Origin of the sequence: Schaalia sp. 19OD2882, assembly GCF_018986735.1 — a bacterium.
Taxonomy (GTDB): Bacteria; Actinomycetota; Actinomycetes; order Actinomycetales; family Actinomycetaceae; genus Pauljensenia.
Genome location: NZ_CP065521.1, coordinates 450,591 through 468,275, shown reverse-complemented (window position 1 = coordinate 468,275; position 17,685 = coordinate 450,591). Strand labels below are relative to the sequence as shown.

Here is a 17,685-nt window from a genome sequence, read left to right as displayed (position 1 = left end):
CCGGCGCCCGAGCCCCGCGGACCCGCTCACACCGGCGCCCGACGCAACCGTTGACAGCGACGCAAGGTCGCAGTGTTCGATGGAGACATGAAGGTCAAGGAGATGGCCGACCTGGCCGGAACGACGACTCGCACCGTGCGGCACTACCACCATCTTGGGCTGCTGCCCGTGCCGCCCACGCGCGGGATGCCACGCGACTACGGCATCGAACACCTGGCCCGTCTCATGCGCATCCGGTGGCTGGCCGAGTCCGGCATGTCCCTGGAACGGATCGGCCACCTCCTGGCCCAGGAGGCGCACAAGGAAGAGGCGCCCTCGTCCCCTGGCGGGCCCTCCGACGAGGACGGGGCCGCCGCCGCGCACCCGAAGCAGCAGGAGCGGGCCACCTCACGAGCAGACAGCGACCGGAGCGCGTTGGACGACCTGGAAGCCACCTTGTCCGAGATCGACCAGCGCATCGCCCTGCTGCGCCGACAGAGACGCCGGGTCGACCAACTGGTCCAGCGGGTCCGCCGCGGTGAGGACCTCAGCGGTCTGCCCGGCGCCGTCGAAGACTTCTACCGGGACATCATGGGGCGCGTGAGACGCCCCGGCGCGCACCGCCTGGTCCGGGACAAGAAGCACATCGGCACTTTCCTCATGACCAGCGGCCTGTTGCCCACGACCGCCCTGGCCCTGTTCCTCGACGAATTCGGCGAGGACGAGCGCGCACTGTGCGCCGAGCTCTTGGACCGTTTCGACGCCCTGACGGACCTGCCGCCCAACGACCCCACGTGCACGCACGCCGGGCGGGCCCTGGCTGAGGAGGTCGGGCAACTGATCGCCCGACACGCCGCCAGCGGCCTGGACATGGTCCGGATGCTGCCGGGCGGGCGCTTGGGCACACGCATGTGGTCACGCTACGGGAACCTCATGACCCTGACATTCCGTCACCCCGCCCAGAGGGCGCTGGCCGCCAGCATCCTCGCCCACATCGCCACGGACCCCCACTTGGCGCCCGGAATCGCCCCCGACCTGCGAAAGGAATGGACACGTGAGCACCAATCCCATTGAAGTGAGCGGCCTTGTCAAGCGCTTCGGCAAGGTCGCGGCACTGGACGGACTGGACTTGGCCGTCTCCCCCGGTCAGGTCCACGGGTTCCTGGGCCCCAACGGCGCCGGCAAGTCCACCACCATCCGCGTGCTGCTGGGAATGCACCGGGCCGACGCCGGCCGGGTGAGGGTGCTCGGCAAGGAGCCGTGGACCCACGCCTCAGCCGTCAACACCGACGTGGCCTCCGTGGCGGGGGACGTGGCCCTGTGGCCCAGCCTGACCGGAGGGCAGGTGCTGGACACGCTGGCGGGCCTTCGCGGCAGACGCGATCGCGCCCGCGAGGACGAACTGATCCAACGTTTCGACCTTGACCCCTCCAAGAGGATCCGCACCTATTCGAAGGGCAACCGGCAAAAGGTCGCGCTGGTCGCTGCTCTGGCGGCGCCCGTGGAGCTGCTGGTCCTGGACGAACCCACGGCGGGCCTGGACCCACTGATGGAGCGGGTCTTCCAAGAGGTGGTCCACGAACTCACCGCCTGCGGTACGACGATCCTGCTGTCCAGTCACATCCTGGCGGAGGTCCAGCGCCTGTGTTCGGCGGTGACGATCGTCAAGGACGGGCGCACCGTGGAGTCCGGGGACCTTGCCCGCCTGCGTGCCCTCTCGCGCACGCGGGTGCGCCTTGGCGGAGCGGCCGAGGTCCTGCGCCTGGTTTCAGACGAGGCCGCCGCCCGGGGGCTGCCCGCCGATCAGGACGAGGGCGCCCTTCGTTTCGAGGTCGACCCCGCACAGGTGCCCACGGTGTTGGAACTGGTGGTCGCGCACGGCCTCGGTGACGTCCTGGTCGAACCGGCCACCCTGGAGGACCTGTTCCTGCAGCACTACTCGGCGGATTCGGCCTCGGCCCGCTCGCAGAATCCGCTCTCGTCCTCGTCGCTGGGGGCGGCCTCGCCGGACCCGGCCTCGTCGCCGGTGCCCGCGAGCACACCCACCCCGGAGGCCCGCCATGCACGCCGGTGATCTGCGTGGTCTCGTCCGCGCCCTGCGTCTGCTCATGCGCCGCCACTGGTGGCACGCGCTGGCGTGGGCCCTGCCCCTGTGGGCGGTCATGGCCTCGGTCGGCCCCTCCTACGAGTCCCTGTACCCCGATCCGGCCTCGCGCGCATTCCTGGTGCGCGAGGCGCAGAACTCGCCTGCGATGACGATGCTCATGGGTGAGCTGACCATGCCGGGCGCCGTCGGCCAGCTGATCGTGTGGAAGCCCGGCACCTACGTCATCGTGAGCGTCATCGTCATGGCGATCGTCCACACGGCGGGCATGGCGCGGCGTGACGAGCAGGACGGCCTGACCGAGACCCTGCTGGCGGCGGGGGCGGGCAGGTGGACCCCGTTCATGGCAGCCGCCATGTGGATGGGCGCGATGGTGGCCTTCGTGGCCGTGGGCGTGGGGGCGAGCCTGAGCGTCTCGGCGGTGGCTCTCACCTCCCTCACGGCCTTGGGCGCCTGGACCTTCGCCGGCGTGGTCGCGGCGGTCGGCTGGACCTTCGTCGCCCTGACGCTGCTGGTCGCCCAGTTCCTGCGCGACCCGAATGCCGTTCGCGGAACCACCTTCGCCCTCTTCGGCCTCCAGTGGCTCATCAGAATCATCGCTTCGCAGGTTGAGATGCCCCGGCTGCGCTGGTTGTCCCCGATGGCCTGGCGTGACCTGGTCGACCCTTACGGGGCCGACCGGCCTGCTGCGATCGTCGTGGGAACACTGTCGGCCCTGGTCCTGTTGGGTGCCGCCACGCTGGCCCACTCCCGTCGGGAACTGCTCGGCGCCCTGCTGCCGGACCGTTCCGGCAGCGGCGCCCGGTGGAACCTTCGCCGCCCGTGGGGGCTGCGCGCCAGGCTCGGTTGGCGCCACCTGGCGTGGTGGTCGCTGGTCGCCTGCGGGGTGTCCGCCTTCTTCGGGTCCATGACAGGCTCCATGCGGGAGATTCTCTACGAGTCCCCGGAGACGGCCGCCTACCTGGAGGCTTTGGGCGGGACCACGGCGGATGTCGTCGCCACCTTCATGCAGCTGCTCACCCTGCTCACCGTGCTCATGGCCCTGGTGGGGGCGATCCAGCGGGCCGGGTGGCTGGCGGCGGACGAGATGCGCGGCCTGGTGGGCGCCACCTTGGCGCAGGGGGTTTCACGCACTCGCCTGTACGTGGCCCATGTCCTGGACACCTTGGTTGTCGGCGCCTTGCTGCTGCTTCTGGCCGGAGTGGGATTGGCGGCCGCCACCGCACATTCACTGCCGAGCGACCATGCCGCCGAACGCGCCGCCGTGTACACGCTGAGCCAAGGGCCGGGCGTCCTGGCGGCCATCGGCGTGACCTGCGCGTTGGGGGCCCTGTGGCCGCGTCTGACCTCATTGGCGTGGCTGAGCCTGGCCTGGGCCGCGGCGGTCTCCTTCATCGGGGAGCTGTTGGACCTGCCCGAATGGTTGAGGAAGCTCACCTACTTGGGTCTGGTGATCGACGTGGTCGGCCCGGTGGAGACCTCCGACTGGGTGCCGCTGCTCATCCAGGCCCTGGTGGGATTCGGCGGGATCGCCGTCGGCTGGTGGGCCTTCACCAGGTGCGACCTCGTGGGGGCGTGACCAGGCCGGGCACACAACTTGGGCGTGACACGCCGAGGCCGATTCCTTGAACATGACGTGACGTCACAGTGTTCGCTGGCGTCATGCGTATCCAAGAGATGGCCGACCTCGCCGGAACGACTCCACGCACGATCCGCCACTACCACGCCCTCGGCCTGCTTCCCGTCCCCACCAACGCGGGAGTCCACCGCCGATACGGGCTGGAACACCTCGCGCGCCTGCTGCGCATCCGGTGGCTGGCCGATTCCGGCCTGAGCCTGGAGCGGATCGGACAGATCCTGCCCGAAGGGCCCGGCGGCGGGCAGGCGGACATTCTCACCGACCTGCGCGCCACCCGGGAGGAGATCCTCCACCGCATCGAACACCTGCACCACCAGCATCAACGCATCGAACGCCTCATTGCCCGCGTCGAGGACGGCGAAGACCTCTCCCCCTTGCCCCAAGTGCTGGAAGACTTCTACACGGACATGGAGCGCCGCTTCACGGATCTCGGAGCCGCCCACGTCCTGCGCCAGGAAAAGCACATGATGACCCTGCTGGCCACCACCGGGATGATCCCGGCCGGCGTCGGCGCCCTCGTCGAAGAACTCGACGAGGAGGACCGCGCCGCCACCGCGGAACTCATCACGCGATTCAGCGACCTGGCGCACCTGCCGCCGAACGAGCCCGCCAACCGCCGGCGCGAGATCGCCATCGCCGACGGACTGTGGCAGCTGGTCGCACGCCACCGGCACGCTGTCGCGGACCTGCTCCGGACACTGCCCACCGGCATCCGAGGTCGCCTCCTGTGGTCGCGCATCGGCGTCCTCAGCACCATCGGCTACCCCCACCCCTCCCAGCGGGCCCTCGTCGGCGACATGGTCGAACGCCTGGACGCCGACCCGACGCTCGGGCCGCTGATCCGTCGCGTCCTCGGAAAGGAGGATTCATGATGACAGCGCAGACTACGGCCCATCCGATCGAAGTGAGGGGCCTGACGAAGCGTTTCGGGTCCCTCAGCGCCGTCGACCACCTGGACCTGACCGTGCGGGCCGGGAGCGTCCACGGGTTCCTCGGCCCCAACGGTGCCGGAAAGTCCACGACGATCCGCGTCCTGCTGGGCATGTACCGCCGAGACGGCGGGCAGGTGAGCGTCCTGGGCCGGGACCCGGCCGCCCACGCCGCCGCCATCAACCGGAACCTCGCCTACCTGCCCGGAGACGTGGCCCTGTGGCCGAACCTCACAGGCGGGCAGGTGTTGGACGCCATCGGCGCGCTACGGGGTCGGCGCGACCGCCGGCGCGAACGCGAGCTGGTCGAACGCTTCAACCTGGACCCGACGAAGAAGGTGCGCACCTACTCCAAGGGCAATCGCCAGAAGGTCGCCCTGATCGCGGCACTGGCCGCCCCGGTGGACCTGTTCGTCCTGGACGAGCCCACCTCGGGCCTGGACCCGCTGTATGGAGAGGGTCTTCACCGAGGTGGTGTCCACGCTGCGTGAGCGCGGCGCATCCGTGCTGCTGTCCAGCCACATCCTGGCCGAGGTCCAGGAACTGTGCACGCGGGTGACGATCATCAAGGACGGGCGCGTGGTCGAGGACGGGGACCTGGAGCACCTGCGATCCTTGGCGGAGACCCGCATCCGCCTGTGCGTTCCGGAGGCTCGGACGCGCGCAGAGCTGCGGTCGCGTCTGGCGTCCCTGGGCATTGCCGTGCGTGAGGACGGCGAGCACCTGTCGGCCCAGGTGGGGGCGGACGCGGTTCCCATCGTCCTGGGGCTTGCCGTCAGGGAGAGGCTCAGTGACGTGCGTGCGGAGGCCGCCAGTTTGGAGGACCTCTTCCTGCGGCACTACGAGGGCGTGGCGGCCTCGTCGATCGCCTCGCCCGGACCTGCCGAACCGGACGCGGAGTGTCCACGATGAGCGGCCCCGCGACGCCCTCGCCGCTGGCGGGGGTGGGTTCCCTGCTGGCGCTGGCCGCCAGACGCCGCTGGAAGATCGCCCTGGCCTGGATGGTCCCCATGTGGGCTCTGGTGGGGATCATGCCCGGCTCCTACCAGGACTTCTACCCGGCGTTGGCCGACCGCTCGGTGATGATGGACCAGATGCGCCACTCCCCCGGCAGTCGCGTCCTGTACGGCGCCATTCCCGAGCCGGGAACCATCGGGCAACTCACCCAGTGGGAGGCGGGCACCTACATCATGTGGTGCACGGCGATCATGGCCCTTCTGGCGGCCACGGCGCTGAGCCGAGGCGACGAGCAGAGCGGCCTGGTGGAGTTGGCCCGCGGGTCGGGCGCCGGGCGGTGGGCGCCGCCCGTTGCCGCCCTGGCGTGGGTGTGGGGCGCGGTGGCTCTGCTGGCTGCGGGCGTCGGCGGGGTGCTGGTGTGCCAGCGCGCCCAGGTCGCGGAACTCACCTCATCGGGCGCGCTGGCTATGGCCGGAGTCATCTGGGCGGTCGGATGGTTCTTCGCGGGCGTCGGATTGTTGTGCGCCCAGCTTTTCGGCGAGGTCGGTGCCGCACGCACCGCCGGGTTCGCCGTCTTCGGTGCCGCCTGGCTGCTGCGAGTCGTTGCCGACGAGGGCGAAACCCCGTGGTTGCGCTGGCTCACCCCCTTCGGCTGGCGCGACTTGGTGGGCCCCTACAGCGGCGACCACCTGGAGGCGGTGGCCGTCGCGGTGGCGGCCGGCTGCACCCTGGTCGCAGTGGCCTTTGCACTGGATGCGCGACGCGAACTGCTGGCCGGGTGCCTACCCTCCCGGGCGCGTACCCCTCGGCGCCTGCGGGTCCGCGGCTTCTTCACCCTGACCCAGCGGCTTCGCCGAGGTCACACGCTTGCGTGGACGGTGGTTGCCGCATCGACCTCCGCCGTCTTCGCGTTGATGTCCAGCCAGTTGGATGCGATCCTGCACGACAGTGAGGGGACCGTGGCCTGGGTGCGTCAGATGGCGGGCGAGGGCGACACGGTGGTCCAGTTCCTGACACTCATGACTCTGGTGTCGGTGCTGCTGGTGAGCATTGCGGCCGTTTCGCGGGTCATGGCCCTGGCAGGAGCCGAACGCCGGGGTCTGACCGAGGTCGTTCTTTCCGCAGGGTTGTCCCGCAACAGTGTCTTCGTGTCAACTGTGCTGGACGCCGGCGTGCTGGCCGCCTGGCTGCTGGTCGTGTCGGGCGGAGCATTGTCCCTGGTGACCAGCACCCAGCTGAGCGACCAGCATGCGGCGGGCCGGGCCCTGGCCTTTACAGTGACCCAAGGAGTCGGGGTGGCGGCAGCCATTGCCGTGGCCGCCGCCCTGCTGGGCCTCTCTCCCCGCCTGACCTCCCTGGTGTGGGGCGCCTTGGCGTGGAGCATGTTCGCCCGCACCTTCGGAGCCTTCGTGGATCTGCCGCAATGGGCCAGGGATGTGTCCTTCCTGGGCCATGTGCACGACCCGTGGGGTGAGGTTTCGGCGACGCCGATGCTGGTCCAGGCGGCGCTCGCCCTGGGGTGCGTGGTTGTCGGCTGGTGGGCGTACCGGTGTCGCGATGTGCCGAGGGCGTGAGAGTGCGACGATGAGGGCATGAGTGCTGACAACCCCGAGGGCGCCCAGGCCCAGCCCCGGTCGCGGGCCACGACGACGGGCCGGCCCGTCCAACGCTGGGCGCTGATCGCCACATGGACCGCTTTCCTCAGCGCACTGCCGTCAGTTGCGTGGCGACTGGCGATGCTGGCAGGGGCTCCGACCGGGTTCGCCGGCACCGAGACCTACCGCCAGTCCTCCAGCGCCCTCCTCTACGTCCTGGGCTTGGACGTCATCCAGGTCTGTGGGGCCATTGCGTGCCTGGGCCTGGTGCGCCCGTGGGGTGAGAGAGTCCCCGCCTGGGTGCCCGGCATTGGCGGACGCGAGATCCCTCGCCTGCTGCCACTCATCGTCGGCGGCGTCGGAAACCTCATCCTGTACAGGGTCATCTGGCGCCTGGCCATCCACTTCACCCTCGTGTGGACCGGAGTCGAGCAGGGGTGGACGCCCACCGACGGAATGAATGCCACCCAGACCACGGTGATCGCCCTGTGTTACGCGCCGATGCTCGCCTGGCCCGCGGCTCTGAGCATCGCCCTCGTCGGATACGCGCTGCGCAGAAGGAGGCGTCTCCCGGCCCACCCCGCCCCGGACGCGGGGGCGTGAAAGGCGCGCGACCGATGGCCCTCAGGACGCGATGGGGGCTGTGAAGGCCAGGAAGAGCAGCGGCCCCACACCCAGGGCGATGTTCACGATCCAGTGCGCCACGAGGATCGGCGCCAACCGCCCCTGCTTGTGGACGATGATCCCGGCGGTGATTCCCCATGCGACGAACATCAGCAGATGCGCCAACGCACCCGCCGGATTCGCCGCAAAAGCCATGTGCTGGACGCCGAAGAGGACGCCTTGGACGACTACTGCCGCGGCCGCACCCGTGCGAGGCGCAAGCCCTGATTGCAGCCAGCCGCGGTAGATCATCTCCTCCACTGGGGCGTTGACCAGGAAGACCACGGCGTTGACCAGTGCCAACACTGCCAGTGCCGCCCCAGTGACCGGCAGTTCCGGGATGGCGAAGACCTGCTCGAAGTGGCCGAACATGGACGTTCCGTACAGGGCGAACATGAGGGTCATCAGGGTTGCGATCATCGGCACGTAGGCGACCACGAGCCACAGGAGGCCCCATGCGATGTCCCGCATGACCTGGCCGCGGCGGAAGCCGAAGTACTCCCACACGCCGACCCCGTGCTTTCGCAGCACCCGCCACAGCACCGCCGCGCACACGATGTTGACCAGCGGGAAGTAGAGGTACTGCGAGGGCGGGAGGGACGCAGCCTTGCCCGAAAGGGTCAATGCTCCCCACGTTGCGGCAAGCAGCACCGCCATCAGTCCCAAGCGCAGCACCACGTGGCGGAAGGGATTCTCGTGCACTTCGCGCTGCAGGGACTCCATGCGGCCGAGCCTATCGGCTCATGGTCAGGAGCGAGAGCCGCTCGAACGCAGACCCAACTGGCGGGCACGCTCGGACTGTTCGGGCACGGCACCCGCGTCACGGCCCGCCTCGACCAGGCGGTTGTCGGCGTCGACGAAGGCCACACTCGGCTGCCAGGCGCGCACCCGGGACTCGGGCACCTGGCAGTAGGCCATGATGATGACCAGGTCCCCGACCTCGACCAGGTGGGCCGCCGCCCCGTTGAGTTGGACGACTCCCGAGCCGCGCGGGCCGGCGATCGTGTAGGTGGTCAGGCGATTGCCGTTGTCGATGTCGGCGATGTCGACCTGTTGCCCCGGGGCGATGTCTGCGGCGTCGAGCAGGTCCTCGTCGATGGTCACGGAGCCGACGTAGTGCAGGTCGGCGGCGGTGACCTTGGCGCGGTGGATCTTGCCCTGAATCATCGGGCGCATGATTTCGCTGGTCACAGGACACCTTCCGTGGCGCGCAGGGTCAGTTCGGCATTGTCGATGAGTCGCGTGGTGCCCACGCGCGCGGCCACGAGGATGCGTGCCGCCCCATCGGCGGGCGGGGCCGGGTCCTTCGGGGTCTCGACGAGGGCGTCCTCAAGTGCCGGAGCATTGCCTGTGGCCACCAGGATCTCCGTGAAGTCGGCCTCGCTGACGAGGGCGACGTAGTCGATGTCGACCCCGCCCTCGTCAAGAAGCACCTGCCGGGCGGCACCGAGCACGTCCCTGCTGCCCGCTGCCCCGTCCGCGGCCCGCACCGCGGCGGCGAGGCCGCGCGAGAGCGCCCGGGCGCGTACGCGTTCCTCGGCGGAAAGGTAGGTGTTGCGGCTGGACAGGGCCACCCCGTCCTCGTCACGCACGATCGGCACGCCGACGATCCGCACGGGCACGTCCAGGTCCTCCACGACGGTGCGGATGACGGCCAGCTGCTGGGCGTCTTTCTGTCCGAACAGGGCCACGGTGGGGCGCACGAGGTTGATGACCTTGGAGACGACCAGGGCGACCCCTGCGAAGTGGGTGGGGCGGGTGACGCCTTCAAGGATGTGGGCCACGGGCCCGGGGTCGATGGTCACCCGCGTGCCACTCGGGTAGACCTCGGCGGGCTGGGGCGCCCACACGAGGTCGGCGCCGACGCGGGTCAGTGCCTCCATGTCGGCGTCCAGGGTGCGCGGGTAGGCGTCGAAGTCCTCGCCCGGGGCGAATTGGGTGGGGTTGACGAAGATGGAGACGACGACGTGGTCGGCCAGGGTCTTGGCTTGGCGTACCAGTTGGAGGTGTCCGTCGTGCAGGGCGCCCATCGTCATGACCAGCGCGGTCGATCCGTCCAGGCGGGTCAGCTGCGCGGCCAGTTCAGCGCGTGTGCGGGTGAGCACGGGTGTCGTCATGGTCTCCATTGTCCTCCTCATCGCAGCACCCGGCTTCAACGGGCTTCCCACCCTCCCCTGTGAGATTCGTCCGTCACTCCCAAGGAAGCAGCGGATGAGTCATGAAAACCATGACGAAAGCACAACGACGGACGAATCTCACGGAGGCTTGGACGAATCTCACGGGGTGGGGGTGAGGGCGGCAAGGAGCGCGTCGGCGGCGCTCCGGTCCAGGCGCCCCGCATCCACGAGCATCCGCACCGTTTGCCGGGTCATGAACGCATACGTGTCCAGCACCGTGCCGGGCAAGTCCTCCAGATGCGACAGGGCGGAGACGTGTTCGGCCACCGTGCCCGCATCCCCACGCGGTACCGGGCCGGAGATCGCGGCAGTCCCCTCCCGCAGGGCACGGTCCAGGGCGGCGCGGAACAAGGGCTCCACGAACCCTCCGGGCTGATCGATGCCGGCCTGGCGCAGGGTCTCCAACGCCTGCAGGACGATCACCGTCAGGAAGTTCGCGCCGTGAGCAAGACCCGCGTGGTAGGCGATGCGGTCCCCTTCGGCCACCTCCACGGGCTCCCCACCCATCTCGACGACGAGCGCCTGGGCAATGGGCAAGACCATCGGGGACGCCGTGACTGCGAAGGGGGTGCCCTCCAGGCGGGCCACGTCCATGGACGTGCCCGTGAAGGTCATTGCCGGGTGGATGGCCAGCGGGATCGCACCGCACTGGGCCGCCCCGTCGAGGATGTCGGTGCCGTGGGCACCGCTGAGGTGGACGACCAGTTGCCCGCGCTTCCACGCCCCCAGGGACGCCAGCCCGTCCACGAGGGGCCGGATCCTGTCGTCCGGAACGGCCAGGAAGACGAGGTCGGAAGCCGCGACAACCTGGTCGGGAGGAAGGACGGGGACGCCCGGCAGCATCGTTTCAGCCCGTTCCAGGGAGGCCGCGGACGAGGCCGAAACCGCGCAGATCCCATGCCCGACCGCCCGCAGTGCGGAGGCGATGACGGGCCCCACGTGGCCCATGCCGATGACGCCCACGGCCAGGCGCCCCGCCCTGGACGAGGGCGCGGGCCGATCCGCGTCAGCCTGTTTCGGTGTGGAGTCAGGAGCCACCGGCGCCACCAATCGGACCGTGCGCGCTGACGCGCCGCATCCACTTCTCCGGCGGTTCGCTGACCCGCCGGACCTGCGACAGCGCAAGCAGGTCGGCGAGCAAAGACCGCGCAATGTCCTTGTCCAGGTGCGCCACGTGGACCTTGGCGGAACCGTCAACCACATGCATGTGCAGGTCGACGACCTCGAACTTGCGCATGAGTGGCCCTTCGATGACCTGCACCGACTGCAAGCGTTCGACCGGCGCCACGGTGACGGTCCTGTGGAGCCACCCATCGCGCACGACCACGCATGTGCGTGTCAGGCTGAAGGCTCTGCGGGCCCAGGCGAAGGGGTCCAGGATGCGCGCCTTGTCGGGCACGGGGTGGAAGCCGCCGCCTTCGCGTGTGCCCGTGAAGGCGGCATCGATGAAGGCTCGCGGGTCGTCCACACCGAGTTCGGGCACCACCAGCCACAGGGCGTACTCGGCCTGTGCGCGGGTGCCCACCGGAAGCAGCACGTCCGAGGCGCGCTGCTGGTCGTTGTTCTGTCCCTTCGAGTCCTTGCCGTAGCCCGCTTGGGAGATGACAACCCGGTACCAGCCGAGCAGGCGCCACACCAGCCCCTGTTCGATCTTGACTGCGTGGATCCTGCGGGGAGGAATGGTCTGCGACCGCACTTCCAGCAGGCCGCGCCGAATCCGGATGCCATCGGGCGAAAGAGCGACACGGAAGTTGAACTCGCCGGCGAAACGCCCCCACAGGTAGGACCCGACGCCGAGGACACCACCGACGACACCCCACATGGAGTTCAGCGCATGCGGCCCCCACTGGAAGGTTGCCCACACGGTGAAGCCCACCAGGGCAATCCCGAAGACCAGCAGCCCGGTCACCGTTCCGGAGGTGGCCAGGGAGGCGATGAGGCGTCCCGGCGGCACGTCGTAGAGGGGCTGCTCGGGGGCGACGGGCACCACGGTTCGGGGGCCGGTCTCCTGGGGCCTTGGGGCCGGGACGAGGCCGGGGCCGCCGGCCCGGAGTGCGGCGTTCGGATCAGCGGCGCCTTGGGCACAGGCAATGCTCTGCCCGGGCAGCACATGTGGCACTTCCTGCCCCGGTGTCACCGGCGATGACACCTGTCCACTGGCCGCTGGCGCCGTGTGGCCGAGCGGAGCGGCTGATGCACTCTGCGCCGACCCTGCGGGCGGGGTGGCGCCGGAAGCCTTGAGGTCGAGGCCGGCCGCGAGCGCCAGGATGCGCGCCCTGGCGGCGGCAAGGTCTGCGCTCTTGAGGAAACCGACGGCGAAGTTTGAGTTGGCGCCACCTGCGACCTCGATGTTCAGGCGCCCCAGGCCGAAAAGCCGTCCCAACAACGGGTGGACTACGTCGACGGCCTGGATGCGGTCAAGGCGCGCCTGCTTCTGACGCTTGAAGACGATGCCCGTGCGGTACCAGACGGCCTCCGGGGTGACGGCCCACGTGGTGGCTCGCCACAGGAAGTAGGCCCAGACACCGCCGACCAGTGCGGTCAGGGCCAGTGCTCCGACGAAGCCTACGGCCACGACCCCCACACCGATGGAGTCGAAGGCGCCGACTCGTGACAGTTCGGCGAAACTTCCACTGAATTGGTAGGTGGTGAAGGCCAGCAGGGCGGCCAGGAAGCGCCAGGTCTCCAACACGGGCGATATCGGATGCACCCGCTGCCAGGCCTCAGCAGGAACTGCGCTGGGGGTACCACCGGTGGGCGCCGCGCTGGGGGCGCCGTCGGCACCAGCAGCGGGCATGCCACCCGTCGGGTTCGAAACTTCGGGATTCTCCATGTGCCCGGGGTCACGGGGAGGTGTCGCGCTCACGGTCACAGTCCTGCAAGTTCGGCGCTGCCGCGCTGGGCGAGCATGTCACGCAGTCGAGCCGCCTCGGTCGAAGGGATGCCGTCGATCGTGCCGGCGGTCTCGGGTGAGGCGGTGTGCAGGGCCACCGTGGACATGGAGAAGAAGCGCGCGACAGGCCCCTGCGTGACATCCACGTACTGGATGCGCCCGTAGGGCACCACCGTCATGGAACGGAACAAGACGCCCTTTCGGATGAAGAACTCCGATGGTCCCTCGGCCCAGGCCATCGCACGCACCTGCCGGGGCAGCAGCCACACCAACCAGACCAACAGCACCAGGCACCCCACGGCCCCCGACCAGAACACAGGATGGAGCATCACTGCGAGGACGGCCATGACGATCATGGGAATCACGGTCCAGATCCCAGCGGAGATGAGCCTGACCGTCGTCAGGGACCGGGACACGGGGGTGAACTCAATCCCCTGCGGCGCCATCGTGTCATTCACTTGTTCCTCCTGAGAATCGCTGCCTCAATGCTGACACACACCAGCGACAACTCCCCGCCCAAGCTCGTCCACCGAACGCCCAGCAAACGTCCAGACTTGTCCGGCACAATCGCCGCATGGCGCTCAACGACTCCCCGACCGGCGAAGCGAAACTGCTCGTCGTCGACGACGAACCGAACATCCGCGACCTCCTCGCCTCGTCCCTGAGATTCGCGGGATTCGACGTCATTTCCGCCGAGGACGGCGCCGGCGCCTACCACAAGACCGTCGAGGAGAAGCCGGACCTGGTTGTCCTGGACGTCATGCTGCCGGACATGGACGGTTTCACCGTGACCCGCCGCCTGCGCGAAGCCGGCGTCACCGTTCCGGTCCTCTTCCTGACCGCACGTGACGACATGCGCGACAAGATCCAGGGTCTGACCGTGGGCGGCGACGACTACGTCACCAAGCCCTTCGGCCTCGAAGAGGTCGTCGCCCGGATCCGTGCGATCCTGCGTCGCACGATGGGCGGGTCCGAGGACGACGGGAAGCTGCGGGTCGGCGACCTGGTCATTGACGAGGACGCCCACGAGGTCACCCGTGCGGGAGTCCCCGTGGAGCTGTCCCCCACCGAGTTCAAGCTGTTGCGATACCTCGTCATCAACGAAGGGCGAGTCGTGTCCAAGATGCAGATCCTGGACCACGTGTGGGAGTACGACTGGGACGGCGAGGTCGCCATTGTCGAGTCCTACATCTCCTACCTGCGACGCAAACTTGCGGTGGACGGCGCCAGCGGAGAACTGATCCACACCAAACGTGGAGTCGGGTACATCCTGCGCGAGGAGAATTGAGACGTGAACCCGGTCGGGAGTTTGCGCCAAGCGTGGGAAAGAACCTCGCTGGCGACCCGCATGGTCACAGTGATGGTCTCCCTGCTGACCCTGGGCCTGTTCCTCTCCGGCACGGTGATGATCGGACTGCTGCAACGTCACCTGATGAGCCAGGTCGACACACAGCTGACCACCACCGCCACGTCGATGTCACAGACCACGTCTCCACGCACGGCCCCGACCTCGTCGGTGCTGCCCTCGCTCTTCTACATCCGTTACGAACTCGAGGGCGAAGAAGCCCAGACCGCCTACTCGCAGGACACGCTCACCTACGCGGGCACCCCACGCATTCCCACCCTGCTCGAAATCGGCGAACTGGCCGAGACCGACAGCGGGTGGACGCAGCCGGTCACCGTGGACTCCGACATCAAGGACTCCCCGTGGCGCGCCATCGCCGTGCCGCTGGTGCGCGCGGGAACCACGACCCCCATCGGCGTGCTCACCGTGGCTCTGCCGTTGACGGACGTCCAGCACACGCTGCGCAACACCGCCCTGTACGTGTCCACCGCCGGCATCGTCATCGTCTTCGTGGGGGGCACGGCCGCCCACTACCTGGTCCGTCGCTCTTTGTCGCCTTTGCGGGCCATCGAATCGACGGCCGGCAAGATCGCGGCCGGTGACCTCACCCAGCGCATCACGCCCAAGCCGTCGACCACCGAGGTCGGCTCCCTGGCATTGTCCTTGAACACGATGCTCACACGGGTCGAGCAGTCCTTCGCTGCCAGAGAGGAGTCCGAACGACGCATTCGCCGATTCGTCTCGGACGCCTCCCACGAGCTGCGAACCCCCTTGGCCGCGATCAGCGGCTACTGCGAGCTCTACTCCATGGGAGGGGTCCCACAGGAGCGCACCAGTGAAGTGATGGGACGCATCCAGTCGGAGTCCACACGCATGGGCGCCCTCGTCGAGGACCTGCTGACCCTGGCGCGCCTGGACGAGGGCCGACCCCTGGAGTTCAGCGAGGTCGACCTCGTCAAGATGGCCGACAACGCGGTCTTCGACCTGCAGGCCCTGGACCCCACCCGCAACGTCGCCCTCGTCTCCCTGTCCGGACGCCGCCCACCCATGGCCTTGGTGGTCAGGGCGGACCGGGACCGCATCCAGCAGGTCTTCACCAACATCGTCGGCAATGCGGTGCGCTACACGCCCAAGGGCTCGCCGGTCGAGATCGCCGTGGGCACCAAGGGTCAGGTGGCAGTGGTCGAGGTGCGCGACCACGGTCCGGGAATCTCGCAGCAGGAACGCGAAAGGGTTTTCGAACGCTTCTACCGCACCGAGAACTCGCGCAACCGCTCCTTGGGCGGATCGGGTCTGGGCCTGGCGATCGTGGCGGGCATCCTCGGCGCCCACCACGGCCAGGCGAAGCTTTCGCGCACGTCAGGCGGCGGACTGACGGTTCGGATCGAGTTGCCACTGATCCAGGCGCAAGCCCAGCGCGCGTGAGGCATGAGCGCAGAACGTGCTCGCCCGTCCACAGGTGCACTACAGTGGCCCGGTAACATCCGACGGACAGGAGAGTGTCGTCATGGGTGCCAATGCACCTCAATGGCTCTTCGGCTCCTTCGTGGACGCCATGACAGGGATCGGTGCCACCGCACCCGTTCCCGTTCTCGAGGCAGAAGCACGCAATCTCGTCGCTCGTTGGAACGAGCCGGGACGCCACCTCCACAACACCCAGCACCTCATCAATGTCCTGGCGCGCATCGACGAGCTCTCCACGATCGCCCACGACGCCGACGTGCTGCGTGTGAGCTTCTGGTACCACGGCGCTTTCCTCAACCGCGCCCTGGAGGTCCGGATCCTCGGCGTGGACCCCACCGACTTGTGCCACCCCTGCATCGTGCACACGACGGCGCGGCTGACGGAGTTGGGTGTCAGCCAGGACGTGGTCGAACGCATCGGAGAGCTCCTCCAGGCGCTGGTCTCGCACCATGCGGACCGTGGGGACCTGGACGCCCAGGTGATCATCGACGCGGACCTGTCGCTGTTGGCTTCCAGCCCGCAGGTCTTCAAGCGCTACCGTGAGTCCCTGCGCGCCGAGTTCGACGACTTGGACGACCTGACCTACTGGCGTGCGCGCCGATTGGCGGTGCGCCGACTGTTGGCGATGGATTCGATCTTCCACTCCCCGATCGGGCGTTCGTGGGAGGCCCCGGCGCGGGCCAATCTTGAGGTCGAGTTGGCTCGGCTGGAGCAGCGGGTCCGCGAGGCCGATCCGGACGCCCTGTCGCGCGACGACGAAGCCGACGGCCCGATTCCGACTCATTGCCCGGAGATCGAGGCCGACATGAGTTCCGCGGGCGCCTTGATCATCAAGAAGCGTCTGCTGCGCAAGAACGCGTGTCCGACCTCGTCCGCGGAACTGTCTTCCACCGGAGTCCTGCCCGCCATCCGGCCGATGCCGGTCCAGGACAAGGGCGCGGAACAGGGGGACGAGGACGGGGCCTCCTCCTTGGAGACTGCGATTGACGCGATGGACCTGCCCTCCATGTCGACCGACGTTTCCTGAGGGAGGTTCTGGGAGGCTGGAGGTCTTGGCGTTCGCTTCCTGCCGGCGGAGCTGCTGTGCTCCCACCGACGTTGCCGCGCTCCCACCGACGTTGCTGTACTGCTACCGACGTTGCAACGTCGGTGGCTCGGTCACAATGTCGTCAGTACGGCCACAACGTCGGTAGCAGAGCCGCGATGAACTCGGATGCGCTGGAATGGAAGAACCCCCGGACCTCGTGGGTTCCGGGGGTTCGCTCGCGAAGGGCCTGTCAGCGGGTCTCGCGGTGCGCCGTCGACTTGCGGCAACGCGGGCAGAACTTGGCAAGCTCCAGGCGGTCCGGCGTGTTGCGACGGTTCTTCTTGGTGATGTAGTTGCGTTCCTTGCACTCCGAGCACGCCAGAGTGATCTTGGGGCGGACGTCCTGCGACTTGCTCGCCATGGTTCTTCCTCACTTTGCTTGTGCTGCGCACCGGATGTGCCAGGCATGTCATTGATGCTTGGTAGCGGGGGCGGGGCTCGAACCCGCGACCTCACGATTATGAGTCGTGCGCTCTGACCAGCTGAGCTACCCCGCCGCAGCGGAAGCGGCACAAGCCGCAACCAGAGCCCCGAAAGGGAATCGAACCCTTGACCTTCTCCTTACCATGGAGATGCTCTGCCGACTGAGCTATCGGGGCAACGCCGAGAAGCCTAACCCAGTGCCGCTGGCTGATGCAATCGGCGCTGATGAGAAGGACCTCACAGCAGTTCTGGCGAACCAGAACGGTGGCGGGAGAGGGATTCGAACCCCCGAAGCATTCCGCGGCTGATTTACAGTCAGCTCCCTTTGGCCACTCGGGTATCCCGCCGTGCACCACGTTTGCGGTGCCGTGGAAGAATAACAGAGTTCAAGGTCCGCATGCCAATCGCCCGGCACGTGCGATGGGTCTCG

16 protein-coding genes, 3 tRNA genes and 1 pseudogene are annotated in these 17,685 nt (G+C 68.5%); 10 read left to right on the top strand and 10 right to left on the bottom strand.

Annotation, left to right across the window (positions count from 1 at the left end; translation table 11 throughout):
• Nucleotides 1–87: 87 nt before the first annotated feature.
• The 7 genes and pseudogenes from I6B53_RS02005 to I6B53_RS01975 all read left to right on the top strand — a co-directional run bounded on the left by I6B53_RS02005 (nucleotide 88) and on the right by I6B53_RS01975 (nucleotide 7,806).
• A complete protein-coding gene (locus I6B53_RS02005) occupies nucleotides 88–1,053 on the top strand; it encodes a MerR family transcriptional regulator (RefSeq protein ID WP_216764612.1) in 966 nt (321 codons plus the stop codon).
• A complete protein-coding gene (locus tag I6B53_RS02000; RefSeq protein ID WP_253953930.1) occupies nucleotides 1,034–2,053 on the top strand; it encodes an ABC transporter ATP-binding protein in 1,020 nt (339 codons plus the stop codon). Before I6B53_RS02005 ends, I6B53_RS02000 begins: the two co-directional genes overlap by 20 nt.
• Complete coding sequence (locus tag I6B53_RS01995) at nucleotides 2,040–3,662, top strand: Tat pathway signal protein (protein ID WP_216764611.1); 1,623 nt, start codon at nucleotides 2,040–2,042, stop codon at nucleotides 3,660–3,662. Before I6B53_RS02000 ends, I6B53_RS01995 begins: the two co-directional genes overlap by 14 nt.
• A gap of 83 nt (nucleotides 3,663–3,745) precedes the next feature.
• A complete protein-coding gene (locus I6B53_RS01990; protein WP_216764610.1) occupies nucleotides 3,746–4,594 on the top strand; it encodes a MerR family transcriptional regulator in 849 nt (282 codons plus the stop codon).
• A pseudogene (locus tag I6B53_RS01985) lies at nucleotides 4,591–5,563 on the top strand (ABC transporter ATP-binding protein). Before I6B53_RS01990 ends, I6B53_RS01985 begins: the two are co-directional and overlap by 4 nt.
• Nucleotides 5,560–7,182: an ABC transporter permease gene (locus I6B53_RS01980; RefSeq protein WP_216764609.1), complete on the top strand. Its 1,623-nt coding sequence runs from the start codon at nucleotides 5,560–5,562 to the stop codon at nucleotides 7,180–7,182. Before I6B53_RS01985 ends, I6B53_RS01980 begins: the two are co-directional and overlap by 4 nt.
• A gap of 18 nt (nucleotides 7,183–7,200) precedes the next feature.
• The gene (locus tag I6B53_RS01975; protein ID WP_253953929.1) at nucleotides 7,201–7,806 is read left to right on the top strand and encodes a hypothetical protein; all 606 of its coding nucleotides are present in this window, start codon (nucleotides 7,201–7,203) and stop codon (nucleotides 7,804–7,806) included.
• A gap of 21 nt (nucleotides 7,807–7,827) precedes the next feature.
• Here the strand turns inward: I6B53_RS01975 and I6B53_RS01970 are convergent, their stop codons facing one another.
• The 6 genes from I6B53_RS01970 to I6B53_RS01945 form a co-directional block, all read right to left on the bottom strand.
• Nucleotides 7,828–8,589 carry a type II CAAX endopeptidase family protein gene (locus tag I6B53_RS01970; RefSeq protein WP_216764608.1) on the bottom strand — a complete coding sequence of 254 codons (762 nt, stop codon included), beginning with the start codon at nucleotides 8,587–8,589 and terminating at the stop codon, nucleotides 7,828–7,830.
• A gap of 24 nt (nucleotides 8,590–8,613) precedes the next feature.
• The gene (panD, locus tag I6B53_RS01965) at nucleotides 8,614–9,042 is read right to left on the bottom strand and encodes an aspartate 1-decarboxylase (protein ID WP_301554141.1); all 429 of its coding nucleotides are present in this window, start codon (nucleotides 9,040–9,042) and stop codon (nucleotides 8,614–8,616) included.
• 11 nt (nucleotides 9,043–9,053) lie between these two features.
• Entirely contained in the window at nucleotides 9,054–9,983 is a 930-nt protein-coding gene (gene panC, locus I6B53_RS01960; protein WP_216764607.1) for a pantoate--beta-alanine ligase, read from the bottom strand.
• A gap of 159 nt (nucleotides 9,984–10,142) precedes the next feature.
• A complete protein-coding gene (locus I6B53_RS01955) occupies nucleotides 10,143–11,081 on the bottom strand; it encodes a Rossmann-like and DUF2520 domain-containing protein (protein WP_216765477.1) in 939 nt (312 codons plus the stop codon).
• Nucleotides 11,071–12,909, bottom strand: a complete 1,839-nt coding sequence (locus tag I6B53_RS01950; RefSeq protein ID WP_216764606.1) for a PH domain-containing protein — start codon at nucleotides 12,907–12,909, stop codon at nucleotides 11,071–11,073. The genes I6B53_RS01955 and I6B53_RS01950 overlap by 11 nt, the downstream gene beginning before the upstream one ends.
• 2 nt (nucleotides 12,910–12,911) lie before the next feature.
• Nucleotides 12,912–13,394 (bottom strand): PH domain-containing protein, encoded by a 483-nt coding sequence (locus tag I6B53_RS01945; RefSeq protein ID WP_253953928.1) that lies wholly within the window; start codon nucleotides 13,392–13,394, stop codon nucleotides 12,912–12,914.
• A 116-nt stretch (nucleotides 13,395–13,510) separates the two neighbouring features.
• On the opposite strand from I6B53_RS01945, the gene I6B53_RS01940 reads away from it, so the two are divergent.
• The 3 genes from I6B53_RS01940 to I6B53_RS01930 all read left to right on the top strand — a co-directional run bounded on the left by I6B53_RS01940 (nucleotide 13,511) and on the right by I6B53_RS01930 (nucleotide 16,772).
• Complete coding sequence (locus I6B53_RS01940; RefSeq protein WP_216764605.1) at nucleotides 13,511–14,224, top strand: response regulator transcription factor; 714 nt, start codon at nucleotides 13,511–13,513, stop codon at nucleotides 14,222–14,224.
• Nucleotides 14,225–14,284: 60 nt separating this feature from the next.
• The gene (locus tag I6B53_RS01935; RefSeq protein WP_216764604.1) at nucleotides 14,285–15,706 is read left to right on the top strand and encodes a cell wall metabolism sensor histidine kinase WalK; all 1,422 of its coding nucleotides are present in this window, start codon (nucleotides 14,285–14,287) and stop codon (nucleotides 15,704–15,706) included.
• A gap of 82 nt (nucleotides 15,707–15,788) precedes the next feature.
• Nucleotides 15,789–16,772, top strand: a complete 984-nt coding sequence (locus I6B53_RS01930) for a hypothetical protein (protein ID WP_216764603.1) — start codon at nucleotides 15,789–15,791, stop codon at nucleotides 16,770–16,772.
• Between the two features lie 250 nt (nucleotides 16,773–17,022).
• On the opposite strand, the gene rpmG is transcribed toward I6B53_RS01930, so the two are convergent.
• From rpmG to I6B53_RS01910, 4 genes are all read right to left on the bottom strand, one after another.
• Nucleotides 17,023–17,193, bottom strand: coding sequence for a 50S ribosomal protein L33 (gene rpmG, locus I6B53_RS01925; RefSeq protein WP_005963462.1), 171 nt, complete (start codon nucleotides 17,191–17,193; stop codon nucleotides 17,023–17,025).
• A gap of 59 nt (nucleotides 17,194–17,252) precedes the next feature.
• Nucleotides 17,253–17,329 (bottom strand) — tRNA-Met (locus I6B53_RS01920).
• Nucleotides 17,330–17,358: 29 nt separating this feature from the next.
• Nucleotides 17,359–17,431, bottom strand: a tRNA-Thr gene (locus I6B53_RS01915).
• Between the two features lie 89 nt (nucleotides 17,432–17,520).
• Nucleotides 17,521–17,602, bottom strand: a tRNA-Tyr gene (locus I6B53_RS01910).
• Between the last annotated feature and the right edge of the window lie 83 nt (nucleotides 17,603–17,685).

Coding starts and splice junctions, on each gene's coding strand:
- I6B53_RS02005 (WP_216764612.1), top strand. CDS start 88: ATGAAGGTCAAGGAGATGGCCGACCTGGCCGGAACGACGACTCGCACC.
- I6B53_RS01995 (WP_216764611.1), top strand. CDS start 2,040: ATGCACGCCGGTGATCTGCGTGGTCTCGTCCGCGCCCTGCGTCTGCTC.
- I6B53_RS01990 (WP_216764610.1), top strand. CDS start 3,746: ATGCGTATCCAAGAGATGGCCGACCTCGCCGGAACGACTCCACGCACG.
- I6B53_RS01980 (WP_216764609.1), top strand. CDS start 5,560: ATGAGCGGCCCCGCGACGCCCTCGCCGCTGGCGGGGGTGGGTTCCCTG.
- I6B53_RS01975 (WP_253953929.1), top strand. CDS start 7,201: ATGAGTGCTGACAACCCCGAGGGCGCCCAGGCCCAGCCCCGGTCGCGG.
- I6B53_RS01970 (WP_216764608.1), bottom strand. CDS start 8,589: ATGGAGTCCCTGCAGCGCGAAGTGCACGAGAATCCCTTCCGCCACGTG.
- panD (WP_301554141.1), bottom strand. CDS start 9,042: ATGCGCCCGATGATTCAGGGCAAGATCCACCGCGCCAAGGTCACCGCC.
- panC (WP_216764607.1), bottom strand. CDS start 9,983: ATGACGACACCCGTGCTCACCCGCACACGCGCTGAACTGGCCGCGCAG.
- I6B53_RS01940 (WP_216764605.1), top strand. CDS start 13,511: ATGGCGCTCAACGACTCCCCGACCGGCGAAGCGAAACTGCTCGTCGTC.
- I6B53_RS01935 (WP_216764604.1), top strand. CDS start 14,285: ATGGTCACAGTGATGGTCTCCCTGCTGACCCTGGGCCTGTTCCTCTCC.
- I6B53_RS01930 (WP_216764603.1), top strand. CDS start 15,789: ATGGGTGCCAATGCACCTCAATGGCTCTTCGGCTCCTTCGTGGACGCC.
- rpmG (WP_005963462.1), bottom strand. CDS start 17,193: ATGGCGAGCAAGTCGCAGGACGTCCGCCCCAAGATCACTCTGGCGTGC.